Consider the following 21,121-nt stretch of genomic DNA (forward strand, 5'->3'; position numbering starts at 1 on the left):
CGAGTCCCCTGCACCGGTGACGGAAAACGGCCTCTCGATCCGGCGCGGCGCACCAGGCAGGATGCCCTCATGAGCCCCAGCCCGCTGCCGTCCGGCACCCCAGCCGCCCAGGGCGTCGACGCCACCGGTGTCCACGCCTTCCTCGACGCCCTCGAAGCCGCTCCCGACATCGAGCCGCACAGTCTGATGATCCTGCGGCACGGCCGCCTGGTGGCCTCCGGCTGGTGGGCGCCGTACACGCCCGAGCGCCCGCACCTGCTGTACTCCCTCAGCAAGAGCTTCACCGCGACGGCCGCCGGGATCGCGGCCGGCGAGGGCCTGCTGAGCCTCGACGACCCGGTGGTCTCCCACTTCCCGGAGTTCGAGGCCGACATCACCGACCCGCGCAGCCGGGCGATGCTGGTGCGGCACGTGGCGTCCATGGCCAGCGGGCACGAGGGCGAGACCTTCGAGCGGGCCTTCGCCGAGGACCCGGACGAACTGGTGCGGGGCTTCCTGCGGGTGCCGCCGGAGCGCGATCCGGGGACCGTGTTCGCCTACAACCAGCCCGCGACCTACACCCTCGCCGCGATCGTGCAGCGCGTGACGGGGCAGCCGCTGACCGCGTACCTCCGTCCGCGACTCCTGGACCCGGTAGGCATCGGCGAGGTGGCCTGGCTGCACGACCGCAACGGGCGGGAACTGGGCTTCAGCGGGCTGCACGCCACCACCGACGCCATCGCCCGGCTGGGCCTGCTGTATTTGCGGGACGGGGTGTGGGAGGGCGAGCGGCTGCTGCCGGAGGGCTGGGTGGCCGAGGCCACGCGCCCGCACATCGGCAACGGCGACGGCACGGCCGAGGGGGCGCTTTCGGACTGGCAGCAGGGCTACGGCTTCCAGTTCTGGATGGCCCGGCACGGATATCGCGGCGACGGCGCCTACGGGCAGTTCTGTCTCGTACTGCCCGAACACGACGCCGTGATCGCGACGACCGCTGCGACCGAGCGGATGCAGCAGGTGCTCGATCTCGCCTGGGAGCACCTGCTGCCGGCTTTCGGGCCGGAGCCGCTGTCCGGCAGGGAGCACGATGACACGGCTCTTCGGGAGCGCCTCGCCCGGCTCGCGCTGCCTCCGGTCACCGGGAAGCCGGCACCGCCGGAGCAGGCCGCGGAATGGTCCGGCGCCGTGTTCACCCCGCTCGGCGGCGTCTGCGCCGAGCAGCCGAGGCTGGGCTCGGTCACGGTGACGGCCGCCGATGGGGACTGGGGGCTGCGGCTCACCGAGGACGGCCACCGCCTCGACCTGCGCCTGGGGACCGGCTGGAGGGTCACCGACGCGCCGCTGCCGACCGCGGTCAGCGGCGGCTGGACCGACGCCGGCACCCTCGCCGTGGACATCGTGTTCCTGGAGACACCGCACCGCCTGACCGTGACGTGCGCCCCCACGGACCGCACGTTCACGGCCCACTGGCACACCACCCCGCTGCACGACCCGCCCCTGCGCGCACTGCGGGCGCCGCGGCCGTCAGCCTGACGACGGACTGAAGGTCCGCAGGAAGGTGGCCAGCGCCTGCTGGTCGGCGGCGGTGTCCCACTCGGCGTTCGGAGTCGTCCACCGCAGCGAGAACCCGCGGCCGCCGCCCAGCAGGAAGCCGCGCCCGAAGGTGCGCACCCGCGTGCCGTCGACGGTGGAGCGCCACTCCATGTCGGCGGCCTTGTGGCCCTGGTACGTCGTCGCCTTGATCTCGCCGATCCGCTGGTAGCCGCCCTCCTTCTCCAACTCCGGCTCGACGTCGTCACGCCACACGGCGACCGGGTCGGGTCCCAGGACGGTGCTGTACGTGATCGCCAGCGTGCGCGGATCGCCGCTCGCGCCGAAGGTCACGCGGTACGACAGGTCGCCCACGCGGTGGGTGTCCACCCGCTTCCAGCCCTTGGGGAGGTCGACGGAGAAGCCCTCGGGCGCGGAGTAGCGGACGAACGCCGACGGCTGAGCCGACGCCGACGGCGATCCCGAGAGAGATTCCGAGGGAGAGGGCGAGATCACCGACGGGGACGTGGACGGGGTCGCGGAGGCGGAGGGAGCGGTCGTGCCGTCGGTGCGGCTTCCCGGCGCGGAGACGGAGGGGGAGGGCCGGGGCGCGCTCTCGGGCGAGGAGGTGCCGAAGCCGGGCAGCCGGTGGGTGGCGGCCAGCGCGGCGAGGGCCACGGTGACGACGGTCAGGGCGGTGCCCGCCGCCATGGCGCGCCTTCCCCAAGGTGGGGCCGCGTGCCAGGCGGCGGTGTAGTTGCCGCGCAGCCGGGGCCGGGGCGCGCTCTCGGCGAGCGTGTCGGGATCCTCGGTCAGGACCCGCTGAAGGGCCTCGCGGACCACCGGACGGGTCAGCCGTTCCCGGGAGTTCTTGCGCAGCAGGCCCAGCACGGTCTGGGTGAGCGGGCCCGCGTGCACCGGCGTGCGCAGCGGCAGGCGGTCCACGCCCTTCAGCGTGGCCTCGGGCCGGTCCCGGTCCCGGAACGGCGGGCGGCCCTCGACCATGGTGTACAGGATCGCGCCGAGCGCCCAGAGGTCCGCCGCGGGCCCGATCCGCTCGTCACGGGCCTGTTCGGGGGAGGCGTACGACGGCGCGGTCAGCCGGGGCGCCAGGGTGGCGCCGGCCAGGCCGAAGCCGGTGACCACGACCGAACCCCGGTCCCGCACGAAGACCTGCCCGGGGCTGAGCTCCCCGTGGGTGATGCCCTGGCCGTGCGCCGCCTCCAGCACGTCCAGCAGCTCCAGACCGATGCGTGCCGCCCGCACATAGTTGAAGGTGCCTTCCTGGGCGAGGAGTTCGCCGAGCGGCGTGCCGTCGATCCACTCGGTCACGATCCACAGGGTGCCGTCGTCCGCCACGGTGTCGACGACGGTCGCCACCGCGCCGGGACACAGCAGTCCCATGGTCTCGGACATACGGATGACGCGGGCGGTGGTGCGCAGCGCGGAATCGTTGTCCGGGTCCGGGGGGAGTTCGATCTGGGTGAGCAGATAGGGACGTTGGGCAGCGCCGTCGACGCCCTTGCCGTACCAGCAGACCCGGTTCGCCTCGCGGTGGACGACGTCGACGAGCCGATACCTTCCGGCAACCAACTCGTGCGTGAAGACATGCGCCTTGACCATGGTCATCCCTCGCTGAACCCCTGGCTCTCACCTTTCACAAGAGGTACGGGAAGTGCGCCGGTGCGTGTTCAATGCATCCTCAACTCACCGGCGTGCGCCCCCATTTGGTCACGCGCTGTTGGCGGAATTCCCGAAGTGCCTTACGCCTGACCTCAATTCAAGACGGCATATGTTCCCGCCGGTAACTCCCCCTCGGCGCGGGAAATCAGTGCTGCTGGGCCTTCTGCGGCGTCGCCTCGCTCGGCCGTACGACCACACAGCCGTCGCCCTGCAGCATCAGCTGCACCGCCTCGCCCGAGCCGCCGCGCAGCATCGAGCCGATGGACTGCGAACGGTGCAAGGAGGTCTGCAGACCGGCCGTCCAGCCGACCACCGCGTCCGTGTCGACGTACACCGGGTACTGCGGAGAGACCGGGATGACCAGCGGGTTGCCCTCGCACACCAGGCCCAGCCTGCCCTGCCCGGTGAAGACGCTGTTGAACAGGCCGCCACCGGCTATGCCCGCGCCCTTGACCGTCGCGATCCGGTACGACAGGGCGGCGTCGAAGCACAGGACGTTGCGGCCGTTGACGGTGAACTCGTCGCCGGGGTCGACGTCGACGATGAAGCAGTTCTGCGCCTCGTGCGCGAACCACGCCTCACCCTGCCCGCGCACCGACATCAGCGGCAGCCCCTCACCGGTGACCGCGCGCTTGAGCATGCCGCCCACGCCCTGGCCCTTGCGCTCGAACTGGAGGTTGCCGCGGTAGGCGATCATCGCGCCCTGACGGGCGAGCATCTCGCCGTTGACCGCGTACTTGATGCACTTGGCGTTCTCGACCGACATACCCGCCTGGGTCGCCGGCTGGACCATGTGCTCGCTGGAAAAGAGGGAACCCTTCATGCGGGCATCCTGTCCCGGAGCGATTCGTTCCGCCAAGATCACAACCGGTACGGGTTCTCGGTGGTCAGGCGCCGAAGAGCTGTGTCCAGTACGTCCCCTTGGGTCCGCCCCCCGGCGAACCCGACGCCGATGTGCGAGATGAGTCACAGTCACGTGAGGCAACCTTCTTCCGTTCCGTCACATCTCCACAAGTGGCGCACGGTTGGTGACTTCGCGCTCACCGAGTGGTGGGGATTGGCAAAGTATTGCCCTGCTTTGCGCGGAATCCCATGATGCGGGCTTTACATGGACATGACTTGTCCATAAGGGTTTCGAGCCGGGGCCCGACCAGCCCCCATGGCGGCAACGACGCCATGCGTCAGGGCGGTTGGCGAGAGCGGCCGTCCTGGAAGGAAGGAACCCTCATCAGTGCGTAGACCGCACATACGCAGCGTGGCGGTCGCCGTCGCCGTGACGACGGCCGCCACGGGCCTTGCGGGCACCGCCTTCGCGGGTCCGGACACGGGGACAGCCCATGCCGCGGCCGCCACGACCCCGGCCGCGTCCGTGGTGTCGGCGGCCCGCGCCGCCGCCTTCGCCCACGCCTCCGCGACCGGCGTCTCCCGGGGCGACGAACTGCACGCCCAGGACGTCATGATCGACCCCGAGGGCGCGCGGCACGTCCGGTTCAACCGGACCCACCAGGGCATGACGGTCCTCGGCGGCGACCTCGTCGTCCACCTGAACCGGCAACTGTCGTACACCGGGGTCACCCGGGCCGCCGACCACACCGTCCGGCCCGCCGCGGCCACTGCCGCCAAGCTCTCGGCCGACGAGGCCGAGCGGAAGGCCGCCTCGGTGGCCAAGGGCGACGCCGGCGCCGCCCGTCTCGTCGTGGACGCCCGTGACGGCGCGTCCGCCCTCGCCTATCAAGTCACGGTCACCGACAGCGGCACGACCGAGGGTGGGGGAGCCCGGACCGTCGTCATCGACGCCGTCACCGGCAAGGTGCGTAGCAACACGCCGAACAACGACGAGTTCCTCTCGCCCGAGCTGCTCGACACCCTGCGCGAGCGCGGCGAGATCGCGGACCCCGCCACCGGCATCGGCGCGCGCAGCGCCTCGCTCGCCTCGGTGGCGGCCACGTCGTCCGCGGCGGCCGCCGTGCACTACCCGCGCACGGCGAAGGGCACCGGCAAGTCCCTCTTCGTCGGCCCGGTCCCGCTGACCACCACGCAGACGGCCCGCAGGACCTTCGTGCTGAAGGACCCGACGAGGTACGGCACCGAGACCCGGGACGCCAAGGGCAGCTACACGGAGAGCTTCGCCCGCGGCAAGCAGATCACCACCAGCAACGACGTCTTCGGCAACGGCGCCACCTCCAGCCGCAACAGCGCGGCCGCCGACGCCCAGTACGGCATCACCAAGACGTTGGACTTCTACAAGAAGACCTTCGGCCGCAAGGGCATCGCGAACAACAGCAAGCCCGCCAAGGGCATGGTCCACTGGGGCAGCAAGGTGGCCAACGCCTTCTGGGACTCCGACTGCGGCTGCATGCTGTACGGCGACGGTGACGGCGACATGTTCAAGAAGCCGCTCGTCGTCCTGGACGTCACGGGTCACGAGCTGACCCACGGCGTGGTGGACGCCACCGCCAAGCTGGAGCCCACCCGCGTCGACGCGCAGGGTAACCAGTACGGCGAGCCCGGCTCGCTGAACGAGTCCCTGGCGGACATCTTCGGCTCCAACGTCGAGTTCTTCACCAACAACCCGAAGGACGCGCCGGACTACCTCATCGGTGAGAAGCTGGGCCTCGCGCAGAAGTTCCTGCGCCGCCTCGACCACCCCTCCCTCGACCGGCTCGAGGGTACGGTGGACTACTGGCAGCCCGAGGTGTACGACGCGGAGGTGCATGCCGGCTCCGGTGTCTCCTCGCACGCGTACTACCTGCTCGCCGAGGGCAGCGGCCAGAAGACGATCGGCGGCGTCAGGTACGACTCGCCGACCTACGACGGCTCGACCGTCAAGGGCATCGGCCGTGCCAAGGCCACGGCGATCTTCTACCGCGCCCTGACCCGCTACATGGTCTCCACCACCGACTTCCACGACGCGCGCGTCGCGACGCTGAAGGCGGCCAAGGACCTCTACGGGGCGAGCGGCGTCGAGTACCGGACGGTGGACCAGGCCTGGGCCGCCGTCAACGTCACCGCGGCCAACACGCCGGCCATCCGGCACTGACACCGACGCCCCGGCGCTCAGACCCACTGCCCCTCCGCTTCCTCCGACACCGTGAACCCGGCGCCGCAGGAGGGGCAGTGGGCTCTGCCGAAGACGGCCTCGTTGACCACCCCCGGCCCCTGATGGCACAGCGGGGCCACAGACGAATCCTGCTTCTTTTATTGACGGCGGAAAAGAAGCCCTCTAGGTTCCCGGTCATGCGCCCGACCCCTCGTGTCGAGACGTTCCCGGCGAACACGCCGGCCGCCTCGCAGATCTTCACCACGGTCCTGTCCCACGGACCGCTCACCCGGCTGGAGGTGGCCCGGCGGGCGGGGCTGTCGCCGGCCGCCGTCACCAAGGCGGTCAAGCCGCTGATCGAGGCCGGGTACCTGGTCGAGGACGCGGCGGACGAGATCCGGCCGACGCTCGGCCGGCCCGCCAACCCGGTGCGGGTCGACGGCGGACGGGCGTTGTTCCTCGGGGTCAAGGTGACCGGCGACGAGATCATCGCCGTCCTCACCGACCTGTGCTGCCGTGTCCGCTCCGACCGCCGTCTGCCGCTGGCCGACCGCGACACCAGGTCCGTGCTCGCCGACATCGCACGCCTTGTCGGCGAACTGCTGGTGAGCGCCAGCGAGTTGGGCGCCCCCGTGCAGGGTCTCGGGATCGCCGTCTCCGGCGATGTGGACCGCGCCGAGGGCGTCGTACGCTACTCGCCGTTCCTGGAGTGGAGGGACGTCCCGCTCGCCGAACTCGCCGCCATGACCTGCGGGTTGCCGGTCACCGTAGACAACGACGTACGGGCCCTGACCGTGGCCGAGCAGTGGTTCGGCGAGGGGGTGGGCCTGTCCGACTTCGCCGTGGTGACCGTCGGCGCCGGTATCGGCTGCGGTCTGGTGGTGCACGGACGGGTCGTCTCCGGCGCGCACGGCGTGGCCGGTGAGATCGGCCATGTCACCGTCGACCCGGCCGGGCCGGCCTGCCACTGCGGCAACCGCGGCTGTGTGGAGGCGATCGCGGGGGAGGCCGCGATCGTCCGCCAGGTCCGCGCGGCCACCGGCCGGCAGGTCGCCGACGCGGCCGAGGCCGTCGCGCTCGCCCACCGCGAAGTGCCGGGTGTGCGCGAGGTCTACGCGCGGGCCGGTGCGGCGATCGGCCGGGGCATCGCCACCGTCGCCAACCTCCTCGGCCCCGAACGCGTGATCATCTCCGGTGAGGGCCTCGCCGCCCACGACCTCTTCGCCGCGCAGATCCGCGACGCCTTCACCGCCGCCGCCTTCGGCTCCGCCGCCCGGTGCGACGTACGCACCCGCCCGCTGCCCTTCGAGGAATGGGCCCGCGGCGCCGCCGCCACCGCCATCCAGTCCTTCATCTCCTCAGATCACCTACAGCCGAGCCGCTGATCCAACTCCCCCTGGAGGTACGGCCCATGAGGTCTTCCTCGTACTCCGCCCTGCCCGCACGCGCCCTCAGAGCCGCGGTGGTCCTGGCCCTCGCCGCGGGCGCCGTCACCGTCGCCCCCACGGCCCACGCCGAGACCAGCGCGCCCACCCTCGCCGCCAAGCCCTACATGGGCTGGTCGAGTTGGAGCATGCAGTCCTCCAAGTACCCCGGCCTCAACCCCGACGGCGACTACAGCTACCTCACCGAGGCCAACGTCACCAAGCAGACCGACGCGCTGGCCGCCAAGCTGAAGAAGTACGGCTACGACTACGTCAACATCGACGCCGGCTGGTGGCGCGACAGCGCCTGGAAGCCGGAGTACGACCAGTACGGACGTCAGAAGGCCGACCCGAAGCGTTTCCCCAGCGGTATGAAGTCCGTCGCCGACCGCATCCACGCCAAGGGCCTCAAGGCCGGCATCTACCTGCCCGCCGGCCTGGAGAAGGAGGCGTACGGCGACGGGAAGACGCCGATCTGGAACGCCGACGGCTGCACCACCGCCGACATCGTCTACGGCGACCTGCGCACCACCAACGGCTGGGACAGCTCCTACAAGCTCGACTTCTCCCGCCCCTGCACCCAGAAGTACATAGACTCCCAGGCCCAGTTGATCGCCGACTGGGGCTACGACTTCCTCAAGCTCGACGGCGTCGGCCCCGGCTCCGGAAAGAGCGGTGACCAGTACGACAACGTTGCCGACGTGGCCGCCTGGAACAAGGCCATCGCCGCGACGGGCCGCCCGATCCACCTGGAACTCTCCTGGTCCCTGGACATCGGACACGCCGCCGACTGGAAGAAGTACTCCAACGGCTGGCGCATCGACACCGACGTCGAGTGCTACTGCAACACCCTCGTCAGCTGGGAGAACTCCGTCGACGACCGCTGGGACGACACCCCCGGCTGGACGAAGCACGCCGGCCCCGGCGGCTGGAACGACCTCGACTCCCTCGACGTCGGCAACGGCGAGATGGACGGCCTGACCAAGGCCGAACGGCAGAGCTACGCCACCCTGTGGGCCATCGCCAAGTCACCGCTGTTCACCGGCGACGACCTCACCCGCCTCGACTCCTACGGTCTGTCCCTGCTGACCAACAAGGAAGTCATCGCCCTCAACCAGGGCGCCACCCCGCCGGCCCGCCCCATCACCCCGTCCGACCCGCAGCAGGTGTGGGCCGCGAAGAACCCCGACGGCAGCTACACCGTCGCCCTGTTCAACCTCGCCGACAGCCCCGCCGCGGTCTCCGCCTCCTGGGCCTCCCTCGGATTCACCGGCACGGCCTCCGTCCGTGACCTGTGGAACCACGAGAACCTCGGCAGCCTGAAGGACAAGGTCACCGAGGCCCTTCCCGCCCACGGCTCCCGGCTGTTCACCGTCACCCCGCACGGGACCGCGCTCGCCTTCACCGGCTACGAGGCCGAGTCCTCCGCCAACACCCTCGCCGGCAACGCCTCCGTCGCCGACTGCTCCGCCTGCTCCGGTGGCAAGAAGGTCGGCAACCTCTACCTCGGCGGCAAGCTCACCGTCAACGACGTCGTCGTCCCCAAGGCCGGCACCTACCAGGTGAAGATCGCCTACGTCAGCGGCGACGCCCGCTCCGCCGCCGTCTCCGTCAACGGCGGCGGCGCGACGAACCACAAGTTCCCCTCCACCGGCGACTGGGGGACCGTCGAGACCGTCAGCGTGCCGCTGACCCTCAAGGCCGGCTCCAACACGATCACCTTCGACAGCGGCAACAGCTACGCGCCGGACATCGACCGGATCGACGTCCCGAAGTCTTCCTGACCCGAGCCTCCAGGAGCCGCAGTGAACACCGATCCCGCCCGCCTGCTTCCCAGACGCGACCTGCTCGCCGCCACCGCGGCCGGAGCCGCCCTCACGGCACTGCCCGCCTTCACCGCCTCGGCCGCACCCGAGCGACCCGTCAACACACCCGAGATCACGGCGAGTTCACACCACGAGCTGTGGTGGCAGGCCCCCGCCGACGACAACTCCATGATCGAACAGGGGCTCCCGGTCGGCAACGGCCGCCTCGGCGCCCTCGCGAGCAACGACCCCGGCCGCGAGGTCCTGCTCGTCACCGACGCCACGATGTGGACCGGCGGTCTCAACGACACCCTCGACGCCGACGGCCAGTTCCCCTACGACCGCGACCACTTCGGCTCCCTCACCCTGCTCGCCCGGCTCACCGTCGACATCCCCGACCACGACCTCGGCGCCGTCTCCGGCTACCGCCGCACCCTCGACCTCGCACGGGGCGTGGTGACGACGTCGTACGTCCGCTCGGGAGCCACGTATCAGCGGCAGCTCTTCGCCAGCCGACCCGACGACGTGATCGTGCTGCACTTCACCCAGAGCGGGAAAGGCCACTACACCGGCACGGTCACACTGGAGGGCACCCACGGCGAGGGCGCCGGGATCTCCTTCGGCGCCGCGTTCGCCAACGGCCTCAAGTACGGGGCCGCCGTCACCGCGCACGGCACCGGCGGCCGTGTCACCGTCAGCGGCTCCCGCATCTCCTTCGCCGGCTGCAAGGACCTCACCGTGGTGGTGAGCGGCGGCACCAACTACGCTCCGGACGCGGCCCAGGGCTACCGCGACCCGTCCCTCGACCCCCGGCGCCTGGCCCGAACCAAGGTCACCGACGCCGCGGCGCACTCCGCGGACACCCTGCTGCGCACGCATGTCACCGACCACCACGCCCTGTTCGGACGGTTCGGTCTCTCGCTGGGGACCTCCTCCGACCGGCAGCGTTCCCTCGACACCTGGGAGCGGCTGCAGGCCCGGGCGCGCGACGGCGAACCCGATCCCGAACTCGAGGCCGCCTACGTCCAGTTCGGCCGCTACCTGATGATCTCCGGCTCGCGCGGCAGTCTGCCCCTGGGACTCCAGGGGCTGTGGCTGGACGGCAACGACCCGGACTGGATGGGCGACTACCACACCGACATCAACATCCAGATGAACTACTGGATGGCCGACCGGGCGGGCCTGTCCGCCTGCTTCGACGCCCTCACCGACTACTGCGTCGCCCAGCTGCCGTCCTGGACCGACCTGACCCGCCGTCTGTTCAACGATCCCCGCAACCGCTACCGCAACTCCAGCGGCGAGAACGCCGGATGGACACTCGCCATCTCCACCAACCCCTACGGCGGAGGCGGCTGGTGGTGGCATCCGGCGGGCAACGCCTGGCTGTGCAACTCCCTGTGGGAGCACTACGAGTTCACCGGCTCGCGCGCCCATCTGGAGAAGATCTACCCGCTGCTCAAGGGCGCCTGCGAGTTCTGGGAGGCCCGGTTGCTGACCACGACCCTGCCGGGCAGCTCCAAGGAGGTGCTGATCGCCGACAGCGACTGGTCCCCGGAACAGGGACCGCTCGACGCCAAGGGCATCACCTACGCCCAGGAGCTGGTGTGGGCGCTGTTCGGCAACTACTGCGTGGCCGCGGCCGAGCTGAAGCGGGACGGCGGCTACGCGGAAACCGTCTCCAGCCTCCGCAAAAAGCTGTACCTTCCCCAGGTGAGCCCGAAGACCGGCTGGCTCGAGGAATGGATGACCCCCGACAACCTCGGCGAGACCACCCACCGTCATCTCTCGCCGCTCGTCGGCCTGTTCCCCGGCGACCGCATCCGCCCCGACGGCTCCACCCCGTCCGACGTCGTCGCCGGTGCCACGGCCCTGCTCACCGCGCGCGGCATGAACAGCTTCGGCTGGGCCAACGCCTGGCGCAGCCTGTGCTGGGCCCGCCTGAAGAACGCCGACAACGCCTACCAGCTGATCGTCACCAACCTGCGCCCGTCGACCGGCGGCGGCAACGGCACCGCGCCCAACCTCTTCGACATCTACGAGACCAGGCCGGGCCGGGGCATCTTCCAGATCGACGCCAACTTCGGTACCCCGGCGGCCGTCACGGAGATGCTGCTGTACTCCCGGCCGGGTCATCTGGAACTCCTCCCGGCCCTCCCGGACGCCTGGGCCGCCTCCGGTTCGCTCACCGGGGCCCCGGCGCGCGGGGGCTTCGTCGTCGACCTACATTGGCAGGACGGGAGGCCGACCGAGGCCCGCATCCGCAGTGTGGGCGGCCGTACGACGACGGTCGCGTTCGGCGGCTCGTCGCGGACCGTGACCGTAGCGCCCGGAGGGTCCGTGACGATCAAGGACTTCGCGCGGTGAGGGCCCGCCACAGACGGGCCGTCCGGCTCGCCGCCCTCCTGCTGCTGGCCGGCGCCTTCCAGGCCTCACCGGTCGAGGCATCCGGCGAGCAGCCCGCGTTCGCCGTGGTGGGGGCGCCCGCCGACGGGCGGGACGTCGTCACCTGGGGCGCGAGCGCCGACCGCATCGGAGACGCGGTGCCCGACCGCGGCTACCGGCTGGTCGTGCACACCAGCGTCGGCGGCACCGGCCTGCGCGTCCGGCTCTCCAACGCCTTCGGAGACCGCCCCGTCACCTTCGACAGCGCCTACGCGGGCGTCCAGCAGACCGGCGCCGCACTGGTCCACGGCAGCAACCGGCGCCTGACCTTCGGCGGCGCCCGGTCGGTCACCGTCCCGGCGGGCGCCGTCGCCCTCAGCGACCCGCTGCCCGGCCGGCTGTCCGCCGCCACGAACCTTGTCGTCAGCATCCACTCGCCGGACGCGGCGGGCCCGGCCACGGGCCACGGGATGGCCATGCAGACCTCCTACGTCACCCAGGGCGACCACACCGCCGAGGAGGGGGCGGCCGACTGGACGCAGACGACCGGCTCCTGGGCATATCTGGACTCCGTGTCCGTACGACCGCCCGCGGGCACAGCGGCCGTCGTGGCGCTCGGCGACTCCATCACCGACGGCTGGCAGTCCACCAGCGACCTCGACCGCCGCTGGCCCGACTACCTCGCCCGCCGGCTCCAGAAGGCGCACAGCCGGATCCAGGGCGTCGCCAACGAGGGGATCTCCGGCAACAGGGTCCTCGCCGACGGCGCCGGCCAGAGCGCCCTGAACCGTCTGCAGCGCGACGTCCTCTCCCAGCCGGGCGTGCGCACCGTCTTCCTCTTCGAGGGCGTCAACGACATCAAGAGCCACAGCGGTGTCACCGCCGAGGACCTCGTCGCCGGCTACCGCGAGATCGCCCGCCGCGCCCACGCGGCCGGCAAGTGCGTCGTCGGCGCCACCGTCGCCCCCTTCAAGGGCTGGTCGGAGTGGGACCCGGCCGCCGAGGCCGTACGCCAGGAGGTCAACGCCTACATCCGCACCAGCGGCGACTTCGACGCGTACACCGACTTCGACCACACTCTGCGCAGCCCCTACGACACCGAACGGATCCTGCCGTTCTTCGACGGCGGCGACCATCTGCACCCCAACGACAAGGGAATGCAGGCGATGGCCGACGCCGTCGACCTCACCAGGCTCGACTGCGCCGGACGCGGGTGAGCGGGCGGCCCCTCAGCCCGAAGCCGTCGGCTCGGGCGCGATGAGCCCCTCCCGGTAGGCGATCGCCACCGCCTCCGTACGGCTCGTCGCGCCCAGCTTGGCCAGGATGTTGGAGACGTGCACGCTCGCCGTCTTGCCGCTGATGAACAACTCCTCGCCGATCTGCCGGTTGCTGCGGCCGAGCGCGAGCAGCCGCAGCACGTCCTGCTCGCGGGCGGTGAGGGGAGAGGTCCGCCCGCCGTCCGCCGGTGCCTCGGCGAGACGCCCGCGGCGTATCAGGGCGTCGAGCCGCTCCAGCAGCGGCGCCGCGCCGAGGTGTCCGGCCGTCGCCCGCGCCTCACGGGCCTGGTCGGCCGCCTCCGCGCGCCGCTCGGCCGCCAACAGGGCCTCCACGAGCCGGACCTGGCAGCGCACCCGCTCGTAGACGTCCCCATAGGAGAACGCGGCCACCGCCTTCTCCCAGGCCGCCGCGTCCGGACCCGAGACGGCCCGCGTCCACTCCGCCTCGGCCCGCGCCAGCCACGCCACGCCCTCCGGGCCCTGCGGCAGCCCGTCCTCCCCGCGCCCGGCCACAGCCCGCGCCAGCTCGACGAGTTCGTCCGCGGTGCCCTTCCAGCGCCCGGGCGCGTCACCGGCCGGCCGTGACTCGGCCGCCGCGTCCGCGACCGCGCCCAGCGCCAGCGCCGCCAGCCGCACCGTCACGTCCGGGCGGCTGTCCGAGCCGTCGCCCAGGGCGTCCGCCGTCTCCCACGTCCGCCGCACCGCCTCCTCCGGGTCGCCCCGCAGGACGGCCGCCTCCGTCAGCGCGATGCCGGCGACCAGCGTGCCCATCCAGTCGAAGGGCCCCTCCAGCAGCGCCCGGGCCCGCTCGGCGGCCGACAGGTCACCCCGGGCCAGGGACACGTACAGCGCGGGCCCGGACGCGTACCCGCCCGTCGCGGGCAGCACCGCGGCATCCGTCGCCGCGGCCCGCAGACACGCGTCCCAGTCACCCAGCGTGTACAGCACCAGCAGGTGCAGATAGCGCATCTCCAGCGGGTACGGCGACGACAGCAGCCCGGTGCGGCGGGCCCGCTCCAGGCCCTCGGTCACCCAGGGCAGGCACCCCTGGAGGTCACCGGCCTCGAAGCAGCCGACGGCGAGGTTGAACAGGGCGCGCATCTCCACCGGCGCGTTCCCCGAGCGCTGGGCCAGCTCTCGGGCCGCCTTCAGCCGCTCGCGTCCCTCGGGCGTGCGGCGGCCGCCGCTCTCCAGGACGGCCAGGGAGACCAGCAGGTCGGCCTGCGCGTCCCGCACGTCCAGCTCCTCGGCCACGTGCAGTGCCTGGCGGGCCACTCGCAGCGCCGTCCCGTTCTCCCCGACCTGCCGGGCCGCCAGGACATGGGTGGCCGCCGCCCACACCCAGGTCCGGGTCGGCGGCTCGGCGGGGATCAGCGCCAGCGCCTCGCTGCTGTAGGCGAACGCGGCGGTCAGGCTGTCCACGTCCAAGAGGTTGCCGGCCAGGGTGTAGCGGACGCGGGCGGCCAGCTCGGAGTCGGCGTCCTGGCCGATGTGGTCGAGCGCGGAGCGGGTGAGGGACACGGCCCGGTGCGACTCCCCGGCATGTCCGGCCGCCGCCGAGGCGCGCAGGGTCAACGGCACCCGGTCCAGGCCGTCGCCCGCCGGGCGGTCCGCCGCGTCGACCGCCTCCCACAGGTCCAGGGCGGTTTCCAGGTGCCGTAGCTCCTCGGCGGGCGCGCCCACGCGCTGGGCGTGGTCGGCGGCCTCCAGAGAGGCGGCGAGGGCCTCGGCCAGGTCATGGCTCTCCCGGTAGTGGTGGGCGCGCTCGGCCGCGCTCTCGGCCCGGTGTCCGCGCACGGACAGCAGCCGGGCGAACGCGCCGTGCAGCCGGGCCCGTTCGCCCGGCAGCAGGTCCGCGTACACCGCCTCGCGGGCCAGCGCGTGCCGGAAGGCGTAGGTGTCGCCGGTCCCGGGGACGAGGAGCTGACGGCCGATCGCCTCGCGCAGCGCCGACTCCAGCTCGTCCTCGGGCAGGCCCACCGCCTCCCGCAGCAGGTCGTGCTCCACCCGCCGCCCGGCGACGGCGGCCGTGCGCAGCACCCGCTGGGCCGTCTCCGACAGCTGCTCGATCCGGATGAGCAGGACGTCGGCCAGCCCGCTGGGCACTCCGCCCGCCTCGGTGTCCGTGGCCGCGAGCAGTTCCTCCGCGTAGAAGGCGTTGCCCTCCGCCCGCTGGACGATCCCGCGGACGGTGTCCTCCGACAGCGGGCGGTCCTGGAGGGCCCGCACCAGGCGGGTGACGTCCGCGTCGGCCAGGGGCCGCAGTTCGAGCCGCTCCACGGCCGGCAGCCGCACCAGTTCGGCCAGCAGCGGCCGCAGCGGGTGACGGCGGTGCAGGTCGTCGGCGCGGTAGGACGCGAGGACGGCGAGACGGTGGGTGGGGGCGCCGCCCGCCGGGCGCTGGAGGATGCCACGGCTCAGCAGGAACCGCAGCAGGTCGCGGGACGACTGGTCCGCCCAGTGCAGGTCCTCCAGGACCAGCAGCAGAGGCACACGGTCGGAGAGGTCGGCGAGCAGTCCGGCCATGCCCTCGAAGAGCCGCAGCCGGCTGCCCGCGTCCCCCGAGGCGTCCGTCCCCGCGCCGAGCAGCCGGTCCACCACGGGATGCGCGGCCAGTACCTCGGCGAACCGCTCGTCACCCGCCAGCAGTCCGAGGATCTCCGTGAACGGCAGATACGGCAGACCCACGTCACCGAGGTCCACGCAGTGGCCGATGAGCACGGCCATGCCGGCCGCCGACGCCCGCCCGGCGACCTCGTCCAGCAGCCGCGTCTTGCCGACCCCGGCGTCCCCCGCCACCAGCACCGCCCCCGCCTCGCCCCGGCGGGCACGCTCCAGCACCTCGCCGAGTCGGGCGAGGTCCTCGTCGCGGCCGATCAGCGGCGTGGTGATGACGTTCTCAGACACGCGTCCATCCTGGCACGCGGCACTGACAGCGCGGCGGGGACAGGGGGCGCCGGACTGGATGTGCCGGACTGGACGTGAGGGGGCGCGCGAGGCCGTCGGAGGTGTCAGGACCGCAACACCCGCGCCCAGTCCGCCGGAACCCGTCCCGCCGGCCCCGGCGCGGGCTGGTCCTCGGGGTGGGCGACGGGCGGTGCGAGGTCGGGGCCCGACTCGTACAGCTGCGAGCTGTCGAAGTCCCAGAACCACTCCTCACCCGGCTCGAAGCTGCGGATCACCGGGTGCCCGGTCTCCCGGTAGTGCGCGGTGGCGTGCTTGGCGGGGGAGTCGTCGCAACAGCCCACGTGCCCGCACTGCGCGCAGCGCCGCAGATGGAACCACCAGCCGCCCGCCGCGTCGCACTCGACGCATCCGCTGCCGCTCGGCGGGACGCCGGGGTCGATTCCGTCGGCGCTGGTCATGCGGGCTCCTCGGGTGTCTCGTCGGCCGTGGCCGTCAGCGGAAGCAGGACCTGGAAACGGGTGTCGCCGGGCTCGGACTCCACCCGCAGGGTCCCGTGGTGCTTGTTGACGACGATCCGCCAGGAGATGTCGAGGCCCAGCCCGGTGCCCTCGCCGACCGGCTTGGTGGTGAAGAAGGGGTCGAAGATGCGGTCGCGGATCTCCGCGGGCACCCCGGGCCCGGTGTCGCGGAACTCGACCAGGAGCTGGTCGTGCGCCGGCGCCGTCCGTACCGTCAACGAGCCCTCTCCGCCCGCGCTGTCGATGGCGGCGACCGCGTTGTCGATCAGGTTGGTCCACACCTGGTTGAGCTCCGCCGGGTAGGCCGGGATCTTCGGCAGCGTACGGTCGTAATCCTTGACGACCTTGATCCGCTCCCCGATCTTGCCCGAGAGCATCAGCAGGGTGCTGTCGAGGAGTTCGTGCACGTCGACGACCTGGTAGGGGGCCCGGTCCAGCTGGGAGTACTGCTTGGCGGCGTCGACGAGGTGCGAGATGCGGGCCGTGGAGTCGGTGATCTCGTCCATCAACAGCTCGGTCTCGACGGTGTAGTTGAGCCAGCCGATCGCGTTCGGCAGGACCTCCTCGTCCACGGCCGCCGCGACCTGGTCCAGCCAGTCCACGTCCAGGCCCGCCTGCACGAAGGTCGGCGCGATCCGCCAGCCCTCCTCGATGTCGTGGTCGTCCAGCCAGTCGCCGAGGGCGTCCTCCCGGTCCGAGGCCTCCAGCGGGCTCAACGTCGGCGCCTTGGCGACGCGTTCGGCGGTGCGCTCCTGGATGTCGATGAGGTTGGCCATGACCTCGGGCGAGAAGGAGCCCTGAGAGATGATCGCCAGCTTGTGCCGCATCTTGCCGACCCGCTCGCGCAGCGTCGCGGTGGCCCGCACGGCCGCGGCGGCCGGGTTGTTGAGCTCGTGGGTCAGACCGGCAGACAACGAGCCGAGCGCCAGCAGCCGTTCACGCTGCCCGACAGCCCGCTGGGTGTTCTTCGAACCCCAGAACAGCCCCTCCAGCAGATGCACCGCCATCGGGAACTCCGCCGCCATGAAGTCGGCGAACTGCTCCGCGGGCAGCACGAAGAACCGCGAAGGCTCCGTCACCCGCATGGAGTTGGCGTAGACCTGGCGCACGCGGTCCCCGAGGTAGGCCTGCACGGCCCCCGCGTACACCCCGGGCTGGGAGGTCCGCGAGACCTCCACGTCGTCGTCGCCGACCCGCCGGGACAGCACGACCGCGCCCTCGATCATCACGTAGAAGCAGGTGGCCGGGTCACCCTCGGTGTAGACGGGCCCCGGGTCGAAGCCCTCGACCCGGCCCTTGCTGCACAGCTGCCCCAACTGCTGTGCGGAGAGCTTCTCGAACAGGAACAGCGACCCGATCTCCCGCGGGCTGCACGGCAGCAGCCGCCCGCTCACGACTGCTCCAGATAACGGTGGACGAGCATCACGGCCATGGCTCCCTCTCCGACGGCGGACGCGACGCGCTTGGCGGACTCCGCGCGCGCGTCGCCCGCCACGAACACGCCGGGAATGTTGGTCTCCAGGTGGTACGGCGGCCGGTCCAGCTCCCAGTCCGCCGGCGGCCGTCCGTCGGCGGTCAGGTCGGGGCCGGCCAGGATGAACCCGTGCTCGTCGCGCAGCACGGTGCCGTCCAGCCAGTTGGTCAGCGGGGCGGCGCCGATGAACACGAACATCCACTGCGCGTCGACCAGTTCGGTCTCCCCGGTGTCCACATCGCGCAGGGTGAGCTGCTCGAGATGGTCGGAGCCGTGCGCCGACTCGACGACGGTCCGCGCCCGCACCGAGATGTTGGGCGCCTCGTTGATCTGTTGGATCAGGTAGTACGACATCGACGCGGCCAGGTCCGCGCCGCGCACCAGCAGGGTCACCGACTTGGCGCCGCGCGACAGGTACATCGCCGCCTGCCCGGCGGAGTTGGCGCCGCCGACGATGTACACGTCCTGCCCCTGGCAGGAGGCCGCCTCGGTCAGCGCCGAGCCGTAGAACACCCCGCAGCCGGTCAGGTCGGTGCATCCCGGCGCCTCCAACTGCCGGTACGACACACCGGTCGCCAGGATCACGCTGTGCGCGGCGACCGCCGACCCGTCGGAGAACCGTACGGTCCGCGCACCGCCGTTGACCTCGAGCCCCGTCACCTCGCGCGCGGTGAGGATCTCGGCGCCGAACTTCGCGGCCTGCCGCCGGGCCCGTTCGGTGAGCTGGGCCCCCGACACGCCGTCGGGGAAGCCGAGGTAGTTCTCGATCCGGGAACTCTGCCCGGCCTGTCCACCCGTCGCCGACCGCTCCACCAGCACGGTCCGCAGGCCTTCCGAGGCCCCGTAGACCGCCGCTCCCAGTCCGGCGGGTCCGCCGCCGATGACGACGAGGTCGTAGAAGTCCGCGGCCGGTGTCGTCGCGAGCCCCACCTGCGCGGCCAGTTCGGGCGCCTCCGGCTCGACCAGGGTCGCCCCCTCCGGGGTGATCACCAGCGGGAGCCGCTGCCCGTCCTGCCCGGCCGCCGCCAACAGCCGCTGCCCCTCGGGCTCCTCGGCCGAGTACCAGCGGTAGGGCACCTGGTTGCGGGCCAGGAACTCCCGTACGTCGGAGGAGCGCGCCGACCAGCGGTGGCCGACGACCTTGGTGCTGGGCACCGAGCGGAAGTCACTGCACCGCCATGCCTCCAGCAGGTCGTCCAGCACCGGGTAGAGCTTCTCCTCCGGCGGATCCCACGGCTTGAGCAGGTAGTGGTCGAGATCGACGACGTTGATCGCGTCGATCGCCGCGTTCGTGTCCGCGTACGCGGTCAGCAGCACCCGCCGCGCACCCGGGTACACGTCGAGCGCCTGCTCCAGGAACTCGATGCCGTTCATCTGCGGCATGCGGTAGTCCGCCAGGATCACGGCCACGAGATCACCGCGCAGCTTCAGCTCCCGCAGCGCCTCCAGCGCGGACTCGCCGGACTCCGCGCGGACGATCCGGTACGACGCGCCGTAGCGACGCCGCAGGTCCCGGGCGACGGCACGGGAGACTCCCGGGTCGTCGTCCACGGTCATGATGACGGTCCGCGCTGCGTCGGACGCCTGTGCCATACGTCTCCCACCCCGAGGTCGGACTGACGGCACGGCGTCCCCGTACCGCGCCGGCTCCCGCCCATCGTATGTTCGATCGCCCGGCTTCGCCCCGGGATAAAGCAGTCGGCGCGAAGATCGCCCGCCGCCCGCCGCCCGCCGCCCGCCGCCCGCCGCCCGCCGCCCGCCGCTCGCGGACCGAGGCGCTCAGCTCGGCCTCGGTGTCGAGGTCGGCGGGTTCAGCTCCGCCGTGGACCGAGCACGCAGAACTCGTTGCCCTCCGGGTCCACCAGCACGACCCACGACTCGTCGCCCGCCTGTCCGACGTCCGCGTGCCGTGCGCCGAGGGCCAGCAGCCGGGTCACCTCGGCGTCGCGGTCGTCGGGGCGGAAGTCCAGATGCAGCCGGTTCTTGATCGTCTTGGGCTCCGGCACCGGCACGAACAGCAGCCCCGGCAGACGGTCGTTCTCGGGACGGATCTCGAACTCGTCGGCCGCGTCGTTCACCACGACCCACCCGAGCGCCTCGGTCCACCACCGTCCGAGGGCGACGGGATCGGCGGCGTCGACGATCACTTGCTCCCATTCCAAGGTCATGGGGCAAGAGTAGAGAAGACTGTCGCGAACGACGTGACCACGACACTGGGAGGCATCCGCATGACGCGCCCGATCACCGCAGGGGTCGACGGAACCGAGGAGAGCCTGGCCGCGCTGGACTGGGCGGCCAGGGAGGCGGTCCGCCGGGGGCTGGCGCTGCGGGTGGTGCAGGCCTGGCGGTTCCAGCCGTACGACGCGATCGACGCGGCGGACCGGGAGACGCAGGCGGGGTGGGTGCGGGACGCGGTGGACGAGGCGGCCAAGGCCGTCACCGCACGCCACACCGGCCTCGACGTCAGGACCGAGGTGCTGGAGGGGGAGACGGTCGACACGCTCGTCGCCGCGGCGGCGGACGCCGAGATGCTGGTGCTGGGCTCACGCGGATACGGGCCGGTCGTCGGCTTCCTGCTCGGGTCTGTGGGACAGCAGGTCATCGCCGAGACCGCCCGGCCGGTGGTGCTGGTGCGGGCCGACGACCGGCCCACCGCCGAGGCGGCGGGCCGCGAGATCGTCGTCGGCCAGCAGGGCGAGGCGGAGGACAGCGCCGAGGCGCTGCGGTTCGCCTTCGAGACGGCGGCCGCCCGGGGGGCCGGCGTGCGGGTGGTGCGGGCCTGGACCCTGCCCCCGGTGTTCGCCTACAGCCCCGGCTCGATGCACCTCCTCGACGAGGCGGGCGGACTGGAGCCGTATGAGAGGAAGGCGCTGGCGGCGGCGGTCGCTCCGTGGCGGGAACGCTTCCCGGACGTGCCCGTGGTCGAGCACGTGGAGATGGGCAGTGCCGCGCAGGTGCTGCTGTCGGTGGCCGCGCGGGCCCAGCTGATGGTCGTCGGGCGCCGTGCGGCACGTACGGCCGTCGGGGCGCGCATCGGCTCGGTGGCGCACGGGGTGCTGCACCACGCGGGCTGCCCGGTGGCCGTGGTCCCGCACGCCTGAG

At 72.1% G+C, this 21,121-nt stretch carries 14 protein-coding genes; 7 read left to right on the forward strand and 7 right to left on the reverse strand.

The features are described 5' to 3' along the window. Positions 1-69: 69 nt before the first annotated feature. On the forward strand, positions 70-1,512 hold the full coding sequence (locus MKW14_RS09865) for a serine hydrolase domain-containing protein (protein ID WP_240861170.1): 1,443 nt from the start codon (positions 70-72) through the stop codon (positions 1,510-1,512). Here the strand turns inward: MKW14_RS09865 and MKW14_RS09870 are convergent. Then, positions 1,504-3,138 (reverse strand): serine/threonine protein kinase, encoded by a 1,635-nt coding sequence (locus MKW14_RS09870; protein WP_240861172.1) that lies wholly within the window; start codon positions 3,136-3,138, stop codon positions 1,504-1,506. The two genes, MKW14_RS09865 and MKW14_RS09870, sit on opposite strands and share 9 nt — an antisense overlap. A 199-nt stretch (positions 3,139-3,337) precedes the next feature. Then, a complete protein-coding gene (locus MKW14_RS09875; protein ID WP_240861174.1) occupies positions 3,338-4,015 on the reverse strand; it encodes an AIM24 family protein in 678 nt (225 codons plus the stop codon). 408 nt (positions 4,016-4,423) lie between these two features. On the opposite strand from MKW14_RS09875, the gene MKW14_RS09880 reads away from it, so the two are divergent. The 5 genes from MKW14_RS09880 to MKW14_RS09900 all read left to right on the forward strand — a co-directional run bounded on the left by MKW14_RS09880 (position 4,424) and on the right by MKW14_RS09900 (position 13,060). Then, positions 4,424-6,232 (forward strand): M4 family metallopeptidase, encoded by a 1,809-nt coding sequence (locus tag MKW14_RS09880; RefSeq protein ID WP_240861176.1) that lies wholly within the window; start codon positions 4,424-4,426, stop codon positions 6,230-6,232. Between the two features lie 197 nt (positions 6,233-6,429). Further along, the gene (locus tag MKW14_RS09885) at positions 6,430-7,617 is read left to right on the forward strand and encodes an ROK family transcriptional regulator (protein WP_240861178.1); all 1,188 of its coding nucleotides are present in this window, start codon (positions 6,430-6,432) and stop codon (positions 7,615-7,617) included. A 26-nt stretch (positions 7,618-7,643) separates the two neighbouring features. Further along, complete coding sequence (locus MKW14_RS09890; protein ID WP_240861180.1) at positions 7,644-9,440, forward strand: alpha-galactosidase D; 1,797 nt, start codon at positions 7,644-7,646, stop codon at positions 9,438-9,440. A gap of 21 nt (positions 9,441-9,461) precedes the next feature. Beyond that, entirely contained in the window at positions 9,462-11,825 is a 2,364-nt protein-coding gene (locus MKW14_RS09895) for a glycosyl hydrolase family 95 catalytic domain-containing protein (protein WP_240861182.1), read from the forward strand. Then, positions 11,822-13,060, forward strand: coding sequence for an SGNH/GDSL hydrolase family protein (locus MKW14_RS09900; RefSeq protein WP_240861186.1), 1,239 nt, complete (start codon positions 11,822-11,824; stop codon positions 13,058-13,060). The genes MKW14_RS09895 and MKW14_RS09900 overlap by 4 nt, the downstream gene beginning before the upstream one ends. Positions 13,061-13,072: 12 nt before the next feature. Here the strand turns inward: MKW14_RS09900 and MKW14_RS09905 are convergent, their stop codons facing one another. From MKW14_RS09905 to MKW14_RS09925, 5 genes are all read right to left on the reverse strand, one after another. After that, positions 13,073-16,027, reverse strand: a complete 2,955-nt coding sequence (locus MKW14_RS09905; RefSeq protein WP_240861188.1) for a helix-turn-helix transcriptional regulator — start codon at positions 16,025-16,027, stop codon at positions 13,073-13,075. Positions 16,028-16,131: 104 nt separating this feature from the next. Continuing rightward, complete coding sequence (locus MKW14_RS09910) at positions 16,132-16,485, reverse strand: UBP-type zinc finger domain-containing protein (RefSeq protein WP_240861190.1); 354 nt, start codon at positions 16,483-16,485, stop codon at positions 16,132-16,134. Further along, a complete protein-coding gene (locus MKW14_RS09915) occupies positions 16,482-17,939 on the reverse strand; it encodes an ATP-binding protein (protein ID WP_240861192.1) in 1,458 nt (485 codons plus the stop codon). The genes MKW14_RS09910 and MKW14_RS09915 overlap by 4 nt, the downstream gene beginning before the upstream one ends. Then, entirely contained in the window at positions 17,936-19,612 is a 1,677-nt protein-coding gene (locus MKW14_RS09920) for an NAD(P)/FAD-dependent oxidoreductase (RefSeq protein ID WP_240861194.1), read from the reverse strand. Before MKW14_RS09920 ends, MKW14_RS09915 begins: the two co-directional genes overlap by 4 nt. Before the next feature lie 218 nt (positions 19,613-19,830). Further along, positions 19,831-20,187 (reverse strand): VOC family protein, encoded by a 357-nt coding sequence (locus MKW14_RS09925; RefSeq protein WP_240861196.1) that lies wholly within the window; start codon positions 20,185-20,187, stop codon positions 19,831-19,833. A gap of 60 nt (positions 20,188-20,247) precedes the next feature. Here MKW14_RS09925 and MKW14_RS09930 point away from each other — a divergent pair, with 60 nt between their 5' ends. After that, positions 20,248-21,120, forward strand: coding sequence for a universal stress protein (locus tag MKW14_RS09930; protein WP_240861199.1), 873 nt, complete (start codon positions 20,248-20,250; stop codon positions 21,118-21,120). Position 21,121: the final 1 nt, after the last annotated feature.

This window comes from Streptomyces gilvus (genome assembly GCF_022513565.1).
Taxonomy (GTDB): Bacteria; Actinomycetota; Actinomycetes; order Streptomycetales; family Streptomycetaceae; genus Streptomyces; species Streptomyces gilvus.